The 17,274-nt window shown below is 36.9% G+C and carries 16 protein-coding genes; 1 reads left to right on the forward strand and 15 read right to left on the reverse strand.

Translation table 11 applies throughout. The features are described 5' to 3' along the window. Window positions 1-58 precede the first annotated feature (58 nt). The 15 genes from G476_RS0119105 to G476_RS0119175 form a co-directional block, all read right to left on the reverse strand. Window positions 59-1,108 (reverse strand): glycosyltransferase family 2 protein, encoded by a 1,050-nt coding sequence (locus tag G476_RS0119105; protein ID WP_026691503.1) that lies wholly within the window; start codon window positions 1,106-1,108, stop codon window positions 59-61. A gap of 14 nt (window positions 1,109-1,122) precedes the next feature. Then, window positions 1,123-2,274 carry a glycosyltransferase gene (locus G476_RS0119110; RefSeq protein ID WP_026691504.1) on the reverse strand — a complete coding sequence of 384 codons (1,152 nt, stop codon included), beginning with the start codon at window positions 2,272-2,274 and terminating at the stop codon, window positions 1,123-1,125. A gap of 35 nt (window positions 2,275-2,309) precedes the next feature. After that, window positions 2,310-3,512: a glycosyltransferase family 4 protein gene (locus tag G476_RS0119115; RefSeq protein WP_026691505.1), complete on the reverse strand. Its 1,203-nt coding sequence runs from the start codon at window positions 3,510-3,512 to the stop codon at window positions 2,310-2,312. A gap of 65 nt (window positions 3,513-3,577) precedes the next feature. After that, entirely contained in the window at window positions 3,578-4,501 is a 924-nt protein-coding gene (locus G476_RS0119120) for an NAD-dependent epimerase/dehydratase family protein (RefSeq protein ID WP_026691506.1), read from the reverse strand. Next, window positions 4,498-5,796 carry an ATP-binding protein gene (locus tag G476_RS0119125; RefSeq protein WP_035187458.1) on the reverse strand — a complete coding sequence of 433 codons (1,299 nt, stop codon included), beginning with the start codon at window positions 5,794-5,796 and terminating at the stop codon, window positions 4,498-4,500. The genes G476_RS0119120 and G476_RS0119125 overlap by 4 nt, the downstream gene beginning before the upstream one ends. Before the next feature lie 27 nt (window positions 5,797-5,823). Continuing rightward, window positions 5,824-6,837, reverse strand: a complete 1,014-nt coding sequence (locus G476_RS22560; protein WP_035187460.1) for a peptidoglycan bridge formation glycyltransferase FemA/FemB family protein — start codon at window positions 6,835-6,837, stop codon at window positions 5,824-5,826. Further along, a complete protein-coding gene (locus tag G476_RS0119135) occupies window positions 6,834-7,931 on the reverse strand; it encodes an aspartate aminotransferase family protein (RefSeq protein ID WP_026691508.1) in 1,098 nt (365 codons plus the stop codon). Before G476_RS0119135 ends, G476_RS22560 begins: the two co-directional genes overlap by 4 nt. Then, entirely contained in the window at window positions 7,928-8,584 is a 657-nt protein-coding gene (locus G476_RS0119140) for a sugar transferase (RefSeq protein WP_026691509.1), read from the reverse strand. The genes G476_RS0119135 and G476_RS0119140 overlap by 4 nt, the downstream gene beginning before the upstream one ends. Further along, window positions 8,584-9,699 carry a DegT/DnrJ/EryC1/StrS family aminotransferase gene (locus G476_RS0119145; protein WP_156906652.1) on the reverse strand — a complete coding sequence of 372 codons (1,116 nt, stop codon included), beginning with the start codon at window positions 9,697-9,699 and terminating at the stop codon, window positions 8,584-8,586. The genes G476_RS0119140 and G476_RS0119145 overlap by 1 nt, the downstream gene beginning before the upstream one ends. 312 nt (window positions 9,700-10,011) lie before the next feature. Further along, window positions 10,012-10,899 (reverse strand): UTP--glucose-1-phosphate uridylyltransferase GalU, encoded by an 888-nt coding sequence (galU, locus tag G476_RS0119150; protein ID WP_026691511.1) that lies wholly within the window; start codon window positions 10,897-10,899, stop codon window positions 10,012-10,014. Between the two features lie 18 nt (window positions 10,900-10,917). Next, on the reverse strand, window positions 10,918-12,738 hold the full coding sequence (locus G476_RS0119155) for a nucleoside-diphosphate sugar epimerase/dehydratase (protein ID WP_026691512.1): 1,821 nt from the start codon (window positions 12,736-12,738) through the stop codon (window positions 10,918-10,920). A gap of 342 nt (window positions 12,739-13,080) precedes the next feature. Then, on the reverse strand, window positions 13,081-13,224 hold the full coding sequence (locus G476_RS23850) for a hypothetical protein (RefSeq protein ID WP_169720901.1): 144 nt from the start codon (window positions 13,222-13,224) through the stop codon (window positions 13,081-13,083). A gap of 43 nt (window positions 13,225-13,267) precedes the next feature. Beyond that, window positions 13,268-14,032, reverse strand: a complete 765-nt coding sequence (locus G476_RS0119165; RefSeq protein ID WP_026691513.1) for a tyrosine-protein phosphatase — start codon at window positions 14,030-14,032, stop codon at window positions 13,268-13,270. A gap of 131 nt (window positions 14,033-14,163) precedes the next feature. Next, a complete protein-coding gene (locus G476_RS0119170) occupies window positions 14,164-14,877 on the reverse strand; it encodes a CpsD/CapB family tyrosine-protein kinase (protein WP_342664072.1) in 714 nt (237 codons plus the stop codon). Continuing rightward, a complete protein-coding gene (locus G476_RS0119175) occupies window positions 14,858-15,607 on the reverse strand; it encodes a YveK family protein (protein WP_026691515.1) in 750 nt (249 codons plus the stop codon). The genes G476_RS0119170 and G476_RS0119175 overlap by 20 nt, the downstream gene beginning before the upstream one ends. 236 nt (window positions 15,608-15,843) lie before the next feature. Here G476_RS0119175 and G476_RS22565 point away from each other — a divergent pair, with 236 nt between their 5' ends. Next, window positions 15,844-16,806, forward strand: coding sequence for an LCP family glycopolymer transferase (locus G476_RS22565; RefSeq protein WP_051314950.1), 963 nt, complete (start codon window positions 15,844-15,846; stop codon window positions 16,804-16,806). Window positions 16,807-17,274 lie beyond the last annotated feature (468 nt).

Here is a 17,274-nt window from a genome sequence, read left to right on the forward strand (position 1 = left end):
TTATAGCCTTTTCGAAATAATGCATAGTGTTTTATTTCAGGTGATTTTTTTAGTGTTATTATAATTTGTTTTTTAGTAATGATATAAAATAAAATATAGAATATACTCTAAGTTTAAGAAGGAAGAATCCAATACTCCGAAAAAAACTACTTTTTTCAGAATACTGTATTACACTAATTTTCTTAATAGCGGATGAATATGGTTCTGAATTACATAACATTCTAATTCCTTTAATTTTTTCAAAATAGGTATTTCGATTTTTAGAACTGCAGTAAAATTGATTCGTTATTGTAAATATATTGAAAATAGCTCTGAAATAGAACGCAGTATAGAATTTCCCACTCTTCCCAGAGTTTATTAAGCATCTTTCTAATTCTTTTAATCCATTACCATAATCATTCTCGGCATTCTCTCTAAAACTTTGTGTTGCTGACTCGCTATGCTTTCTGTAATGATATAAGAATTCATTTATATAAAATATTTTATTTGCATTCTCTAATGCTTGAAAAACAAATACTCCATCCTCAGATAGTGATAGATTTGTATTGTACTTCATATTAAATGTCTGTAGAAAGTCTTTCTTATATAACTTACAAACAGCTACTCCCACCATGTTATAAGGGGGACTAAATTGTGATACTGTTTTATAAAGTAACTGAATCTGCAACTCTTCCCTTGCATATTTATCAAGATATTCATAGTCTGAGTTCCAAAAGGGGTTTATCATCTCTCTATCAGGAAAGTTAACTTTTAAAGCAAAAATCAAAAAATCACTATCCTCTTGTAAGACATTATTTTTTAATATTTCACACGCATTCAATTCAAGCCAATCATCTGCATCAACAAATGTAATCCACTCTCCTGTTGCTGCCTCTATTCCATGATTACGTGCTGCAGAAACCCCTTGATTTTCCTGATGAATCACTCTAATTCGCTTGTCTTTGTTTGCATATTGATCACAAATAATTCCCCCATTATCAGGTGTACCATCATCAACTAATATAATTTCTATATCATGTAAGGTTTGGTTAACTAGACTTTCAATACATTGCCTTAAATAATCTTCACTCACATTATAAACAGGCACAATAATGCTTATTAGTGGCATTACATTTCCTCCATTTATTGACTATAACGATCTAGGCAACTTAGAAATAAATCGTTTAACTGTTTAACGACAGCCTCTTCACTAAATATGTTATATGCAGTTTCAGAAATTTTTCTTCCATCAAATGAACCCTTGTTATCATATAATTTTGTTAATGCATTTGTTAAACTATCTAAGTCATCCTGCTGAAAGAGAATACCGTTAGAATTGTTTATATATTTGTCTATTGGTCCATTTTTAATACCAATTACAGGTTTTCCACATGCCATCGCTTCAATAAACGGGACCCCAAAGGTTTCCAAGATACTTCCGGAAACAAATGCATCGCTTTTTTTCATAATTTTTGCAGTTTCATTACGCGATAGTAATCCATGCATTGTAATTTTACCCTTCATATCTAGCTCTGTAATTTGTTGTTGTAATTTTTCGTATAATGGGCCATCCCCAACTAGATTCAAGTGTACTTCATTAACATCTTTAAAAGCCTTACTAAAAGCATCTATAACTAAACTAAATCTTTTTACTTCTTCCAACCTTCCTACCATAATAAATTCAAACTGCTCGCTTTTTTGCTTAGTTTCCTCGTAAAAGAAAATTGGCTTTACCATGTTTGGTATAACTTTAATGTCCCTATTAGTATTAGTTAGCTCTAAAACACTTTTTTTTAGCAGGTCTCCAACACATATAAAAGCATCTGCTTCATTAACTATCTTATTCAACAAAGTAATTTGTTGGGGCTGCAAACTCTTTATCTGCACCTTTGTCCAATGTTCAGTAACAACAATCGGCCTTTTCAATTTCTTTAACAAATCCCACATTTTATGATTTAAATTCAATAATGGAAAATGAACATGAATGATTTCAGGTATTCCTTCATCTTTGATAATTTCATTTAAAACTTTTTCATAACACCAATTCTTTACACTAGAAAATACTTTCTGAGGCGTTCCTCCCACAGGGAGATTATATCCATATATTGGAACATCATTAACTTTAAAACTTCTAGGACCAAAACTCATCAAGCGTTTTATTGAACGATTATCGCTAAAGGAATATACTACTTTACTGCCATATTTGCTTAGGGCTACCGCTTGTTCAAACTCAAAAATACCAATCATTCCAGTTTTATTATTTGGGTATGCTCTTCCTATTACTAATGCATACATTTAATTCCTCCCGCATACACTACTTTAAAATCTTTTTATTCAAGTATCTCTTTAATTATTTCTTGATATGTGCTGGATCTATCAAATTTCAGTTCAGCCAATTTCCGACTGTTGTCACCCATACTTTCTCTTAATTGCTTATCTTTATATAATTTTAGTAATTTATCTGCTAAATCTACCGCATTATTATTTTCACAATTAAATCCCATCTGAAATTCCTTCACCAAATCTCTATATTCTTTAGATTCCTGTGTATTTAATACTGGTAATCCTGCAGCAGCATAATCTCCATGCTTATTTATAATACTTTGAGCAGCACCTTTACTAATAGGATTTACTGCTATATCACAAACTTTTAAAACTCCTACCATCTTACCGTAATCAAGTCTACCAAGAAATTTGGCATATATTTCATTTTCTTTAGCGTGATTTTCAAATTTAGACTTAAGTGGTCCATCTCCCATAACGACAAACTTAATATTTTTAATTCCTTTATCTTTTATAATCTTTAATGCATCTAAGACAGTAGTTATATCATAACTATGACCTAATGTACCTATATACGCTAGCCATACTTCACTTTCTGGCTTCTCTAAATACCGATTTTCAGATACTAATGAATCAAAGTATGATAGATCAGTTCCTAAAAAGACACTGAGTGCTTCTTTACATTTATCATTCGTTCTGAGTGCTCTATCACTATATGTTTTGGAAACTGCAATAATTTTATCAGCTTTGGCATATACATAATCTATATTCTTATTCATAGGATAGAAAATTACATTACTGATTAAAGGGATATTAAAGACCATTTGAAAAGCTTCAGGCCACAAATCTTGAACATCAACTATAAATTTAATATTATTCTTATGAGCATATTCAGCGGCAACTTTCGCTGCATTAATTGATGGGACTGCACAGTAGATAACATCTGGCTTTTTTCTATTCTTTAGATACTTTTTTAAATTCCTTCCGAATATATAATGACTGTAGAATCTTTCCAATGAAACATTCTTGTTATATCCTGGTTCATATACTGTAGTAAATTCATAAGGAATGCTCTTTATATGTTCATTAGATAACTTTCTCTGTACTTTTCCCTTGTGTGCATAGCTACTTGTAACAACCTCAACATTTTTACTTTTATTACCTAGTTTATCAGCAATATAATGAAATCTACCGTTCCCTTTTTCATTAGGAGCCTTTGTATAATGTGCAATTATTAGAATATCTTCCACGTTGCCAACACTTCCAATTTTCGTTAAAATTTTTGACTTTAAACTACTATCAATTTAAATTATCATTATACTAGTAAGTAATATTCAAAAAGATCTTTTACCATGTCGGGCATTATAATGGATGGTCTCCAATTGAAATCGTTATAAAACAAGTCACTATCTATCTGATTACTAAAACTGTTCTGCCCTTCTTGAACTAATAGCCTAACTTGGTTTTCTGTATATTTAGATGACATACTTTTAATTGTTTCTGCTAATTCTAAAATTGTAAAAGAGCTGTTATTCCCCAGGTTGTAAACCTTACTCCAACCACTTGGACTACTTTTAACCATAGCAACCAACGCCGAACTTGCATCCCTAACATCCAAATATGATATCCTTTGGCTACCGCCATGTATTTCAATGGGATTACCAGCTAGGGCAGATTTTACAAATCTATTAGTCATTCTCACTTCTAATTCAATACCCGATAAACTAGCTAATCTGATATTTGAAAAAGCTACATTCTCATTTGAACTCTCACATATTGTTGAAACAATTCTTTCACTAGCATATTTTGTCATCCCATAGAAAGTTTCCGGTATAACGGGAGATTCTTCATTAGTTATAGACTTTGCTTTTTGACTATATACACTTTGTGAAGAAATATTAATGATTTTCTTAATACCTAAATTTATCGAGCCTTTTACCAATTTTTCAGTAAATAGTAATCCTTTAGCTAATTGTTCTCCATTAGCGGTTCTAGGAAATGCACAATTTACTAGAATATCTATCTTCACATTTTGATCTATTTCATTACTCCAGTTAGCTGTATTCACCACTTTTAGGTTAGGACTATTCCCAAACTTAGCATGTAATACACCTTTTCTAGAAGACATCGCAATTACTTTATAGCTTCCGTCATTGAGCAGCTGTCTTACAATCTCACTTCCTAAAAATCCGCTTGCACCACTTACTAATATAGTTTGATTTATCTCCCTTATACTCAAATTAATGCACCTCTTAAATCTTCGGTATCAAATCCCTCTAATAGCATGTTTTCTCCATCTGTTGATAGAACTTTCAAACTAGAATGAATTTTATTCAAAGTTTCTCCTAATTCCTTTTGACTATAGGCCGTCGCAAAAACTCTTATAATTATTTGTTTCAAAGTTCCTTTATCTGATTCTAGAATTTCTTCGCCTTCAGTGCGAGCCAATACTGCATCTATAACTCCAGGGAGTTTGATGATTTCATCCATACCATAGATCTTATCTATAACGCCTGGTCTAATTAAAAAGGATATATTACAACCATATTTCTTCCACTCAGGATTTACCCTTTCATTTAAAGGATACTCCGCCATCTTTCCAGTCATAGCAAATCTAATTAACATCTCCAATGGACTATAATCACAAATTGTTTCTAGTAGTTTATATTCTAACGAACCAGTTAGTCGATAACCTATATCGTATACAATACACTCATTATCTTCAATCAGACATTGCATGAAGACCATACCATTCTTCATTCCTAATGATTTGAACATCTTTTTTACCCGTGGCTCTATGTTTTTTTCATAATCTTGCAAATGTATAGAAGGGAAAGTATATGCTACTGGAAGTGCTATAACATTATCTTGATTGTGTTTAATATGTCTATTACCTAATGCAGTTAAGTAAACTTCTCCATCTTGTAATGTATAGAAAACCGTTACTTCTTTCCCAATAATATATCTTTCTACAATAATTTCCTTACTCTCCGAAAAAACAAGTGCCTTATTATAACCGTGGAGTAGTTCCTCCTTATTATTACAGATAGAAATTCCCCTACCCCCACTATTATCTGCTGGCTTTACTAATACTGGATATATAATGTTATTAACTACATCCGTATCTAAATCACCTTCTTTAATATTGTATTCCTCTACTACTGGAACACCAAATTCACGACAGATTTTTTTATATACTCTTTTGTTTGTTAAAGTTTCAAATTGTTCTTTTGTACCATAACAAGGTAATCCTGCTGCCTCACAAATTTGAGCATAATATGGTAAGGACGAGTCAGTAAATCCAGTAAGTATACCATCAACTTTTTCATCTTTTATTAATTTAACCATTGCTTCAATGTCAGCAGTGCTTGTCATAAAAGCCTTGTCGGCTATCTTTTTTGCAGGTGATTTATCTTCGTTATACCAATCTGTAACCATTGTATAAACTCCAAGGTCTTGCGCTCTTTTCACTATTTCACTTGAAATTCTAGAACCACCTAAAACCAATAATCTTTTTCCTGTTAAATCGGACATAAATACAACTCCATCCATATCTTTTTGCTACTGTTTATTAAATTCCTTATATAAACTTAAATTATACCTATATGCGGGAAAGAAGTTTACATCTGAATCAATTTCCTTCTTATAACATAACTGCTTATAAACATCCGTATTCCATACTTTTTTTCCAATTTGAAAATCAAATTCAGTATTTTTCCCAAACTTTTTCTTAAATTGATACAATGGATCGTCTAAGCTATTGCTTGTACCACCGCCATAGTGTATTAGCTTGATACCATGTTCTATTGCCCATTCACCTGTAGCATGTTTAATAATATATGCTGGTGAAAAATGCAAGTATCCTTTCAATGTACCCGATAAATGTGCATGAACCACTTCTCCATATACAAAGTAGAACCCAGAGGCTATAACCGTATCTTCAAATAGAACCTCTACCAAAATTATATGATTTCTAAAATACTTTAAACAGTTGTCAAAATAGTTATCGTCAAAATAATAATAGTCAGAAGCATCATTTCTATCCATTGTTGAATAGTATATTTCTTTAAATTTATTAATATTGTTAGGACTTTCTATTATCCTGTAAGTTACTCCTGAATTTAAAATCTTTCGAATAGTTTTTCTAGTACTCTTTGAAAACTCTTTAGTAATAGGGTCTTCAAAATCGTGCAAATTCGTTCCTACTGTTTTTCTAATATTCTCTACTCTATATATTGATTGGAAATCTCCGGCATTTCCAACGATAGGGTGAAAACGTGCAAATTCACTAACAATATTGTTTTCTTCACAATACTTTTGAAAGTTGATATTAAAATCTTCGATTAGTTCACTCTTATGGTCTCTGTCGCAATTAATAATAACAGGTCCCCCATATCCATATGGAGAAACCAAGTCATAGTATGTTTGGTTGTTGATGTAAATAGGAATCACACGTTTAATAAACATATGATGTATAGTACCATGAGGGCTAACGTGACGAAACACATCACAAACGCCATTTTCAATCTTCTCATATAACTTTCCATAATTAGGTTCAAAATATATATCTATCATAATATATCTATATACTCTCCTAACGCTGTAATTATTCTTTTAACATCATCATGTCCATATCTTTGATCACAGATTAACGATAATTCTTCGTTATATATTTGAACGGTGCTGTCACCTAATGAATCATCATTCGGTATTGGCCAGTGTACAGGACAAAATATATCATTTTTTATTAAATGTTTTCGAACTTCATCTCTTTTTTCTGCTCTAACCATTATCGGTACGAAAAGTGGACAGTCTCTACTAAAGTTAGGTTCAGTAATAAGGAAGCCTATATTCTTTGAATGATTAAGAGCATCATGTATATATTTCGAATTTTCACGACGCCTCTTCTGGATATTAAAAATATTTATTCTAGATAAAATGTCCGCTGAAGTATCATCTATTTTAATGTTTTTATATTCTAAATGCAGACTCTTATTAAATTCAGCAAATAGCTTTAAAAAATTAGATTTTTCATGTTCGGAATATGTGTTATTACTTTCCAATCCGCTCATAAACGCTGCCTTTTTACTCATAGCTTCAATTTTTTTATCTACTATTTCTGTCGAAGGAGATAATAACCTTATTTCTTTGAAATAGCCCTTTAGCTTAACCGCTAATCCCCCACTTGGAATTGGAAACCACTTTCTTAAACTAGCAACAATATAATCAGCCTTTTCACAAAAGTTTTTTTCACTAAGTAAACGATGAGTTATGTCTTCAATAACAATAATATTTCTACCTTTGAACTCTTCGATAATGAAGTCCATAGCAGTGACCTCATAGCCAAAATAACTATTTGCAAAAAAAACATCAATATCTGTATCATAATTAATTTTATACTTTAAACCTTCTCTATCTGAAATTACATCATAATATTCAACATCAATATCTCTATCATTAAACGGCTGTATCATAGAAGCACAACAATAAGAAGGCATATATACCTTTTTAATAGGTTTTGATATGTCTTCTAAAACATAATCTATTGCCGTCCTTCCAGAAAAAAGTAGCTTCTTGTCATCACCAAAATTAATTAGGTTATGAAAGGATCCATTACTCTTATCATTTAGATTGTCTTCCGACCAAAATTCGCTACCTATTTCCCTCATTTGCTTTCACTTTCTTTTTTTTGTTTCATACGATATTGATGAAAGTTTTCTACGGTTCCAGTTCCCCTAATCACAACATCACTTCTTTTGAAAACAACCAAAATTGTTTTAACAAAAATCTTGGTATCGTTGATAAACGATAATTCACTTACATACTCGACATCTAAAGCAAATCTTTGTTCCCAATTCGCTCTATTTCTTCCGTTAATTTGTGCTAACCCCGTTAGACCTGGTCGAACATCGTGTCTCTGTTTTTCATATTCATTGTAATAAGGTAAATACTTAACAGACAATGGCCTCGGTCCTACAAACGACATATCACCTTTTAAGATATTGAATAGCTCTGGAAGCTCATCAAGTGATGTAGAACGTAGAAACTTACCAAACTTCGTTAACCTCACACTATCCGGTAACAACTCTCCATTCTCATCTCTTTCATCAGTCATCGTTCTAAACTTGTACATCATAAAGACCTTATCATTTATACCCGGACGTTTCTGTTTAAACAATACCGGGCTTCCTAGTTTCGTTCTCACTAGAATAGCAACTACTAAAAGCACGGAACTAAGAAGGATAATAGCGAAAAAAGAAAGTATAAAATCCATCGGTCTTTTAATAAATCTCCTATAAATACCACCTTTTGAATTATTCATTATTTACACCACAACCCCTTAATAATTTCTACAATTTTCGTCAAGTCAGCATCGGACATCTTCGTGTCAGAAGGCAAACAAACACCATTCTCAAACAACTTCTCCGATACACCTGCACCTATAAAATCATATTTCTCAAAGAACGGCTGCATATGCATTGGCTTCCACACCGGTCTTGACTCAATATTCTCAGCTTCCAATGCATCAAAAATATCACTCGGTCTCACTATACCATTCAATGTCATTGAGCTTAACCAGTAATTCGGTGCATCCCAATCATTACTAGGCATAAACTTGACTCCTTCAAGCTCACCAAGTTCTCTTTTATAAAACTCATAGATATAATTCTTCTTATCTACACGTTGCTCTAAAACTTTTAACTGCCCTCTACCAATACCAGCAACCACATTACTCATACGATAATTAAATCCTAATTCGCTATGTTGGTAATGTCTTGCTTGGTCTCTAGATTGTGTTGCCCAGAACTTTGCTTTCGCCATTTTTTCTTCATTATCAGAAACTAGCATTCCACCACCAGAAGTGGTGATGATTTTGTTCCCATTAAAAGAGAAGATACCATAATCTCCAAAAGTTCCTGTATGCTTACCTTTATAGTAAGTCCCTAAACTTTCAGCAGCATCTTCTATTAATACAACATTATGCTTCTTACAAAGCTCTACGATTCTATCCATATCAGCAGACAAACCATAAAGATGAACAACAATAACTGCCTTAACTTCAGGATACTTTTTTAACGCTTCTTCTAATGCTTTAGGACACATATTCCACGTTTCATAATTGCTGTCTATAAAAACCGGAGTAGCATTTTGATAAATAATTGGGTTGGCAGTTGCTGAGAATGTAAGTGTTGGACAGAATACGATATCTCCTTCACCAACTCCCGCAGCTCTTAAAGCTAAGTGAATAGCTGCAGTTCCAGAAGAAAGTGCAACTGCTGCTCTAGAACCAACCTTTTCTGCTAGCTCTCTTTCAAATCCATTCACATTCTCTCCAAGAGGAGCAATCCAGTTTGTATCAAAAGCTTCCTTTACATATTCCATTTCATAACCTTCATCACTCATATGCGGTGATGAAAGGAAAATTCTTTTGTTCACTTTTGTTGTCGTCATGTCAAGGTCTTCCTTCCTGTAATGGCTTATTACGTTAGTCGCTTAGTACTTCATTAGAACCTCTTTCCAACCAACTACTAACCTACTAAAGTTACCGATATCCAAACGCTATTCCTTGCTCCTATGTAATCTATTAAAGAAAACCTCTAAACACCTCATCACACATGAACCATACCGAGTTCTTTCCTATTATATAAGCCAACGAAACACCCCCACTACCAATTACTATCCCCACACAAAAAAACAAACACCCTAACCCGCTCCCACATAAGCAAAGCAGATCAGGGTGCTCTCACACTACTTCAACAAACTCTTCTCTTTCTCTAACATCTCTTCCATCACTTTAAGCAACTCACCTTTAAGTGATTCATCCTTCAAAGCAAACTCCAACGTCGTCTTCACAAACCCCATCTTCTCACCAACGTCATGACGAGTTCCTTCAAAGTCATAAGCAAACACACGCTGAATTTCGTTCAACTTCTGAATTGCATCAGTCAGCTGAACTTCGCCACCTGCACCTTTTTCCTGCTTATCAAGGAACATGAAAATTTCTGGTGTTAAGATGTAACGTCCCATGATCGCGAGATTTGACGGTGCTGTTCCTTTTGCTGGTTTTTCTACGAATTGGTTGACGCTGTGACGTCTTCCTGTTTGCTGTAGCGGATCAACAATTCCGTAACGGTGAGTTTCTTCTTCCGGTACCGTTTGTACACCGATCACGGATGCTCTTGTTTCATCGTATTGTTCGATAAGCTGCTTTAAACAAGGCTTGTCTGCTTCTACTATGTCATCCCCTAGAAGAACAGCGAATGGCTCGTCACCGATGAACTTACGGGCGCACCATACAGCATGTCCGAGCCCTTTTGGCTCTTTTTGACGAATGTAATGGATATCCACCATTTTGGAAGAGTACTGCACTTTTTCCAACAGTTCGGTTTTTCCTTTTTCAAACAGGTTTTGTTCTAGTTCAAAGGCGTGGTCGAAGTGGTCTTCGATGGCGCGTTTTCCTTTACCGGTTACAATAATGATATCTTCAATGCCTGATTTAACTGCTTCTTCAACAATGTACTGAATCGTTGGCTTGTCCACAATCGGAAGCATTTCTTTTGGCATGGCCTTTGTTGCTGGTAGAAAACGAGTTCCCAGTCCCGCTGCTGGGATTATCGCTTTTTTTACTTTTGCCATTTGTCATCGTCCCTTCTTTTATTTAACGAGTGTCAACTGCTTCACCTTAGTCAACCTAAAATGCGCTAAATCCAATGTATGTTCCCTCAAACGTTCCACAGGGAATTCCTCAAACTGTTGAATCAAATCATACACGACATCCACTTCTACTTTTGGTGTCTTTCCTCTGTAAATCATTGGGAAGATTTGTTCGTCGTGGACTTCGTCTTTTCCGAGTAGCTCTTCGAATAGTTTTTCTCCAGGGCGCATGCCAGAGTATTTAATGTTAATTTCATCTTCTCTAAATCCTGATAGTCGAATCAGGTTTTTCGCTAGATCGACGATTTTGACTGGTTCTCCCATGTCGAGAACGAAAACTTCGCCACCTTCTGCGAGAGATCCGGCTTGAAGAACGAGGCGGGATGCTTCCGGGATGGTCATGAAGTAGCGTGTCATCTTCGGATCGGTTACGGTTATCGGACCGCCTGCTTCGATTTGCTTTTTAAAGAGCGGGATCACACTTCCGCGACTTCCGAGTACGTTGCCGAAACGAACAGCTACAAATTTGGTAGCGCTGATCACGTCCATATGTTGAACGACCATTTCCGCAATTCGTTTTGTGGCTCCCATGACACTCGTTGGGTTTACCGCTTTATCGGTTGATACCATTACAAACGTGTTTACGCCCGCATTGTTTGCCGCTTCTGCTGTGTTCTTTGTCCCGATCACATTGTTTTTAACGGCTTCGTGAGGGTTTTTTTCCATTAATGGCACGTGTTTATGTGCCGCTGCGTGGTAGATCACGTCTGGTTTGTGATGAGCGATCACTTCAAACATGCGCTCGCGGTCTTGTACATCGGCGATTTCTGTTTCTACATGTAAGTGACCGTGTGTGGTTTTCAGTTCCATATCGATGCCGTATATGCTGTTTTCTCCGTGACCAAGAAGAATCAACTTGGCCGGTTCGAAGGCACAAACTTGGCGACAGATTTCTGACCCAATAGATCCCCCGGCACCGGTGACGAGTACCGTTTTTCCGGTCAGTTCTTGTCCTATTTTCTTCGTGTCGAGTTCAACAGGTTCGCGACCCAAAAGGTCTTCCACTTGGACATCGCGAATCTGGGAGACAGTCACTTTTCCGCTCATGATGTCTTCAACTGAAGGCATGATTTGCGTACGAACTTTTGTTTTTGAGCATTCGTCGAAGATCGTATTCAAGTCTTCTTTCGTTAACGACGGAATCGCGATGATAATGTGTTCAATGTTTTTTTCAGCCACGACCGTTTCAATGTCTTTCGTGCGGCCCATCACAGGGATACCCATGATCTCCAAGTTTTGCTTTGAAACGTCATCGTCAATGAATGCCACCGGGTGAAGTTCTGACTTGATGCTGTTCATAAGCTGGCGAGCGACAAGTGTCCCGCCGTTACCGGCACCGATAATGAGCGTACGTTTTTTGTTTGGGTTTCCTTTAATCAAGGAGTCACGATAAAGTCTCCACGAGAAGCGCGATGCTCCGATGAGCAAGATATGTAACATCCATGTGACGATCAATGTACGAGCAAAGATCGTTTGATATCCGATAATCTGAATTAAGGCAACTGCGGCGATGGATAAAGACACAGCTGCGAAGATAGCACTCAACTCTTGAATGCTTGCATACTGCCAAACCCGTTTATACAGTTTAAAGATGTGCGCAAACACATGATGAGCAAAAAATAACGCAATCGAACTAACAATAATGGCTTCAGGTAATAGCGACGATGTTGGGACTAGCAGCCAATAACCGACGAAGATCGAAAATACAACTATCAGTGAGTCAGCGGTAACCAACAAACTTAACCGTGTTTTAAAGTCCAACTCGTTCCCTCCTAAATGTTTATAAGTGTAATGAGCATTGCAACTTAGTCATTAAGGTCCCTTTTATGTGAAGCGAAGCCTTGTACACTGACATAAGACGATACACATTTTAAATATTAAAACCCTTAACCGTGAATCGTTCGTAACGACAGCACGGTTAAGGGTTTTACAAATTACGGACACAAAGTTAAATATGTATTCGTAATATATATTATTAAAAATAGGCATTAAACCTAACCTCACACCCCACCGGTGACAACGAGTGTCTAAGGTCCATTGGACCCACAGCATGGCCGAGTACCTCCGTTGATAAAGGTGAGGAGGCATTACCTAATTTCGTGCTTAACTAGAATTTGATTCTTTCCGTTTTTCAATCGTGAGAAGAAGAAGTTTCTCGAGCTCGTCCAAACGATCGAGTGGTCCATCTTGTTTAATGTAGCGGATGGCTTTTTTTATTGATTTTGGGTATTCGTCGAACGGACGCACGTTCTTCCTCCTCTTCACTCTACTTTCATAATGTAAATTCAGGTTAAAAGATTCCTAAGAATTTCTTTTGTTTTACTTTTTGTGGGGGTTCTACCATTACACGGTTACCTCTTATTAATAATTCGCAATTTTCTTGAAAATAAAATCGCGTATCAACTCCGAATTCATGTTCAATGTGATCGTATGCTTCACTTAAACGAAACGGTCGCCGTTTCGTATCGTGAGCGTCACTTGCGATGAAATGAACAAGGTTTGCTTCTACTAAATCCTCCGACAGTCTCTTAATCTTCTTCCCGAAATCCCCTGTTATGCTCCCTGCAGTAAGTTGTGCTAGGCAACCAGACTGTATAAAGTCATACAGCTTATCCGGGTCTTTCGTCACCGTTTGGTTGCGTTCTGGGTGAACAATGACAGGCTTTAGTCCTTGTTGTTGGACGTCGTACAATAGTCGTTTGCTATATCTCGGAATGTCACTTGAAGGAAATTCCACAAAAAAATACTTTCCCTGATTCAGAGTAAGTATGTCGTTTTTTTCAAAGTCTTCAAGTAACTCACCGTAAATCCTTGTTTCTTGTCCCGGTAAGATCGTGACATCAACATCGTGTTCCTGTAATTGTCGGTTCAGTTCATCTACATGAGAGAGGATCGTTTGCTTTGTGTTTGTATAGTGTGGATGTTGGTGGTGAGGCGTAGCGATAATGGTTCGAATTCCTGTTGCCGATGCCGCTTTTGCCATTTCGATTGCTTCGTCTACACTTCCCGGTCCGTCATCAAGTGACGGTAGGATGTGACAATGAATGTCGATCAAGATGAGTCCTCCCTCTTTTAGAGAAAATATCTGTCCAGGATTATCGAACCATGCCCTATTGGGTCTTTCTACCAACCCATGGTATCACAAAATTACCAAAAAAGGGAGAAAATTCTTACATTTTTCAGTATTTATTTCTTCTTTTCTCCATAGTAGTAATAGCTTGTTTCTTTCATTTCACGATCATTAATAACGGTGCCTAGAATGGTTGCGTTCGCTTTCTTTAATGCATCTACTGCTTTCACAGCAGCTTCTTTTTCCGTTTTCCCACTTCTCAAAACAAAAACAACACCATCGGTTAATGTGGAGAGGACTTGAGCGTCCGTTACGGCATTCACCGGAGGAGCATCAAAAAGAATGTAGTCATAATCTTTATCGATGTCGTTTAAGAAACGTTCCATCGCTCTTGACCCTAACAGCTCACTTGGGTTAGGAGGAACCGGACCACATGTCAAAACGTGGAGGTTCTCAACCGGTGTTTCTTGAACGGTCGACTCGAACGTTTCCGAACGAGTTAAAACGTTCGTAAGTCCGTATGTGTTATCAAGTTGAAACGTAAAGTGAACCGTCGGCTTTCGAAGATCCGAATCGATTAGAAGCACGTGCTTCCCTTGTTGGGCTAAAACCGTAGCCAAATTAGCGATAACGGTAGATTTCCCCTCAGCAGGACCGGATGAGCAGATGAGTAATCGTTTAATCTGTTTATCTACAGCTGCAAATTGAATGTTTGTACGTAACGATTTGAATTGCTCGGTCACAGGTGAACGCTGTGCGTGAAAAGCAATTAAGCTTCGTTGTTTGTCTGTTAACTGGTTTTTGTTCCGTCTACGCGCCAATCGATCCACGCCCCGTTCTGTTTGTTCTCGATGATTCTTTGACCGCACTCATGTCGACAGTCTTGTTATCTATAGAAGGAATGCTCGCTAGTACTGGTAGATCCAGAGCTTCTGCTACATCTTCTTCCGTTTTAATCGTGTTATCCAAAAACTCAAGCAAGAAAGCCAGTCCTACCGCTCCCATCATTCCTACAACAAAGGCAATCGCCATGTTTAGTGTTGGATTCGGGCTTACTGGAGTTGGATTATCCGAAAGCTCAGCACTGGATAGTATGGATACGTTATCTACGTTCATGATGTCAACAATCTCTCGTTGAAACACAAGAGCGATCGTGTTGGCGATTTCTACCGCTAGAGCCGGGTCCGCGTTTTCCACTCGAATATTTACCACTTGAGAGTCTCGCTCGCTACCTACGGTTACCATATCTCTAATTTGACTAGGTCTTGCTTCAATCCCCAATTCATCAATCACAGGTTCAAGAATACGAGGGGAGGTCATAATCACGTTATATGTATTGATGAGTTCCAAATTGGTTCGTAAGTCCCCTTGAGTCAGCTGGGTACTGTCTTCACCTGACTTATTTACTAGAATTTGTGTTGAGGTTTGATACATAGGGGTAAGTAAAAAGTATGAGATTAACGCACTCGCAGCCACTGCGACTGCTGTAATACTAATGATTAATACTAGTCTCTTTTTTAACGTCTGGAAAATATCTTTTAAGCTAATCGTTTCTTCCATTTTTTCCTCCTGCTTCCTTTATGCCTTTGTTTATGGTACTGGAAATATCAGTTTATGTAAATGGTTTTTTGGTAAAAAAGTCGGAATTTTGCATAGTATTTTACAATAGCATTACATAAAGCGCTTACATTCGACATGATTGAAATAATACTAGTATTTATTGTAAATACCCCTTGTCCATTCACATTGTAAGAAATATAATCGAAAGTAACGAACCTATGAGGAGAGCTCAAATTATGAAAAAATTCTTATTAATATCTGGTCTTGTTATGTTTGTCATTCTTGGGTCGATTGCCGGCTATGGTTACTATATGTACTCTAGCGTCCAAAACACTGTCGATAACAAAATGCATGTCACAGTCGATCGTGAAAAGTCAGAAAAGCGCGAACTGGAAGTGGACATTGAAGATCAAGAACCTCTTTCTTTCTTATTAATGGGTGTAGACACAGGTAATGGTCGCACAGAAAAAGGAAGAACAGACACGATTATGGTAGTCACTGTCAACCCGGCTGATGAATCCATGAAAATGATGAGCATTCCGCGAGACACGCGTACAGAAATGGTTGGACGAGGAACAGATGATAAAATTAACCACGCATACGCCTTCGGTGGACCTGAAATGGCAATGGCAACTGTTGAAAACTTCTTGGATATTCCTATTGATTACTTTATGACGGTTAATATGGATGGGTTTAAGGATATTGTTGATGCATTGGGCGGTGTGACAGTCGATAACAATTTTGCCTTTAAGCAAGGGGCTTATGAATTTAATGAAGGAACCGTTAATTTAGATGGCTCCCAAGCACTAGAATTTTCTAGGATGCGCTACGAAGATCCACGCGGTGATCTCGGCCGTAACGAACGTCAGCGCCAAGTGGTAGACGCGATTATTCGTGAAGGAGCTCAATTCTCATCGATTACAAAAGCGGGGGAGATTTTGGATGCTCTTGGAAACAACATTTCAACAGACTTGACGTTTGATAAGATGGTGAAGATTCAGTCCAACTACAAAGATGCTCGTCATAACTCTGAAACATTAGAGATTACAGGTAGTGGTAGCCGTATTAATAACATTTGGTACTACATCGTTGAAGAAAACGAACGCCAACGTGTGAGCAATGAGCTTCGTGCCCACTTAGGGTTAGATGGCGGCGAGCAAGTGGCTGTGAGTGATGATGGAGAAGATGATGAGTCGTAATTAGAGGAAAAGCCTGGATCTTTAGTGGATCCGGGCTTTTTTATGTTTTATGAAATGCATTTAAAAAATGGATGAAGCAGGAATATCTTTCGCTTTCCGCGGAGGCGCTGACGAGCCTCCTCGCTTCGCTGCGGGGTCTCGTCTTGCCCCCACTTCCGCAGGAGTCTTCAGATATTCCTGCTTCATCCCTTCTCTTAATATTTGTAAGGGCTCTTAAGAGACTTATAACTATACCTTTGACCTCTAAACACCCACACAATTTTACTGAACTTTCTTTGTTCATCATCCTCTTTCATCATGGACGATTGAGAAGTATCTTAAATTAGAAGAAATCTCGCACACTCTCTTCTTTTTTCCAACCACATTTATGCAGCATAGAAATAATGAAGCGAAAGGCGGCGACTCCGACGGGAATAGCATCTGCTGAAGACCCCGCAGGCTGTTTTTGCCGAGGAGGCTGAAGCGATG

The organism is Alteribacter aurantiacus DSM 18675 (assembly GCF_000429705.1).
In the GTDB taxonomy this organism is placed as follows: Bacteria; Bacillota; Bacilli; order Bacillales; family Salisediminibacteriaceae; genus Alteribacter; species Alteribacter aurantiacus.

Coding starts and splice junctions, on each gene's coding strand:
- G476_RS0119110 (WP_026691504.1), bottom strand. CDS start 2,274: ATGTATGCATTAGTAATAGGAAGAGCATACCCAAATAATAAAACTGGA.
- G476_RS22565 (WP_051314950.1), top strand. CDS start 15,844: ATGAAAAAATTCTTATTAATATCTGGTCTTGTTATGTTTGTCATTCTT.
- G476_RS22560 (WP_035187460.1), bottom strand. CDS start 6,837: ATGATAGATATATATTTTGAACCTAATTATGGAAAGTTATATGAGAAG.
- G476_RS0119135 (WP_026691508.1), bottom strand. CDS start 7,931: ATGAGGGAAATAGGTAGCGAATTTTGGTCGGAAGACAATCTAAATGAT.
- G476_RS0119140 (WP_026691509.1), bottom strand. CDS start 8,584: ATGAATAATTCAAAAGGTGGTATTTATAGGAGATTTATTAAAAGACCG.
- galU (WP_026691511.1), bottom strand. CDS start 10,899: ATGGCAAAAGTAAAAAAAGCGATAATCCCAGCAGCGGGACTGGGAACT.
- G476_RS0119105 (WP_026691503.1), bottom strand. CDS start 1,108: ATGCCACTAATAAGCATTATTGTGCCTGTTTATAATGTGAGTGAAGAT.
- G476_RS0119175 (WP_026691515.1), bottom strand. CDS start 15,607: ATGGAAGAAACGATTAGCTTAAAAGATATTTTCCAGACGTTAAAAAAG.
- G476_RS0119125 (WP_035187458.1), bottom strand. CDS start 5,796: ATGTCCGATTTAACAGGAAAAAGATTATTGGTTTTAGGTGGTTCTAGA.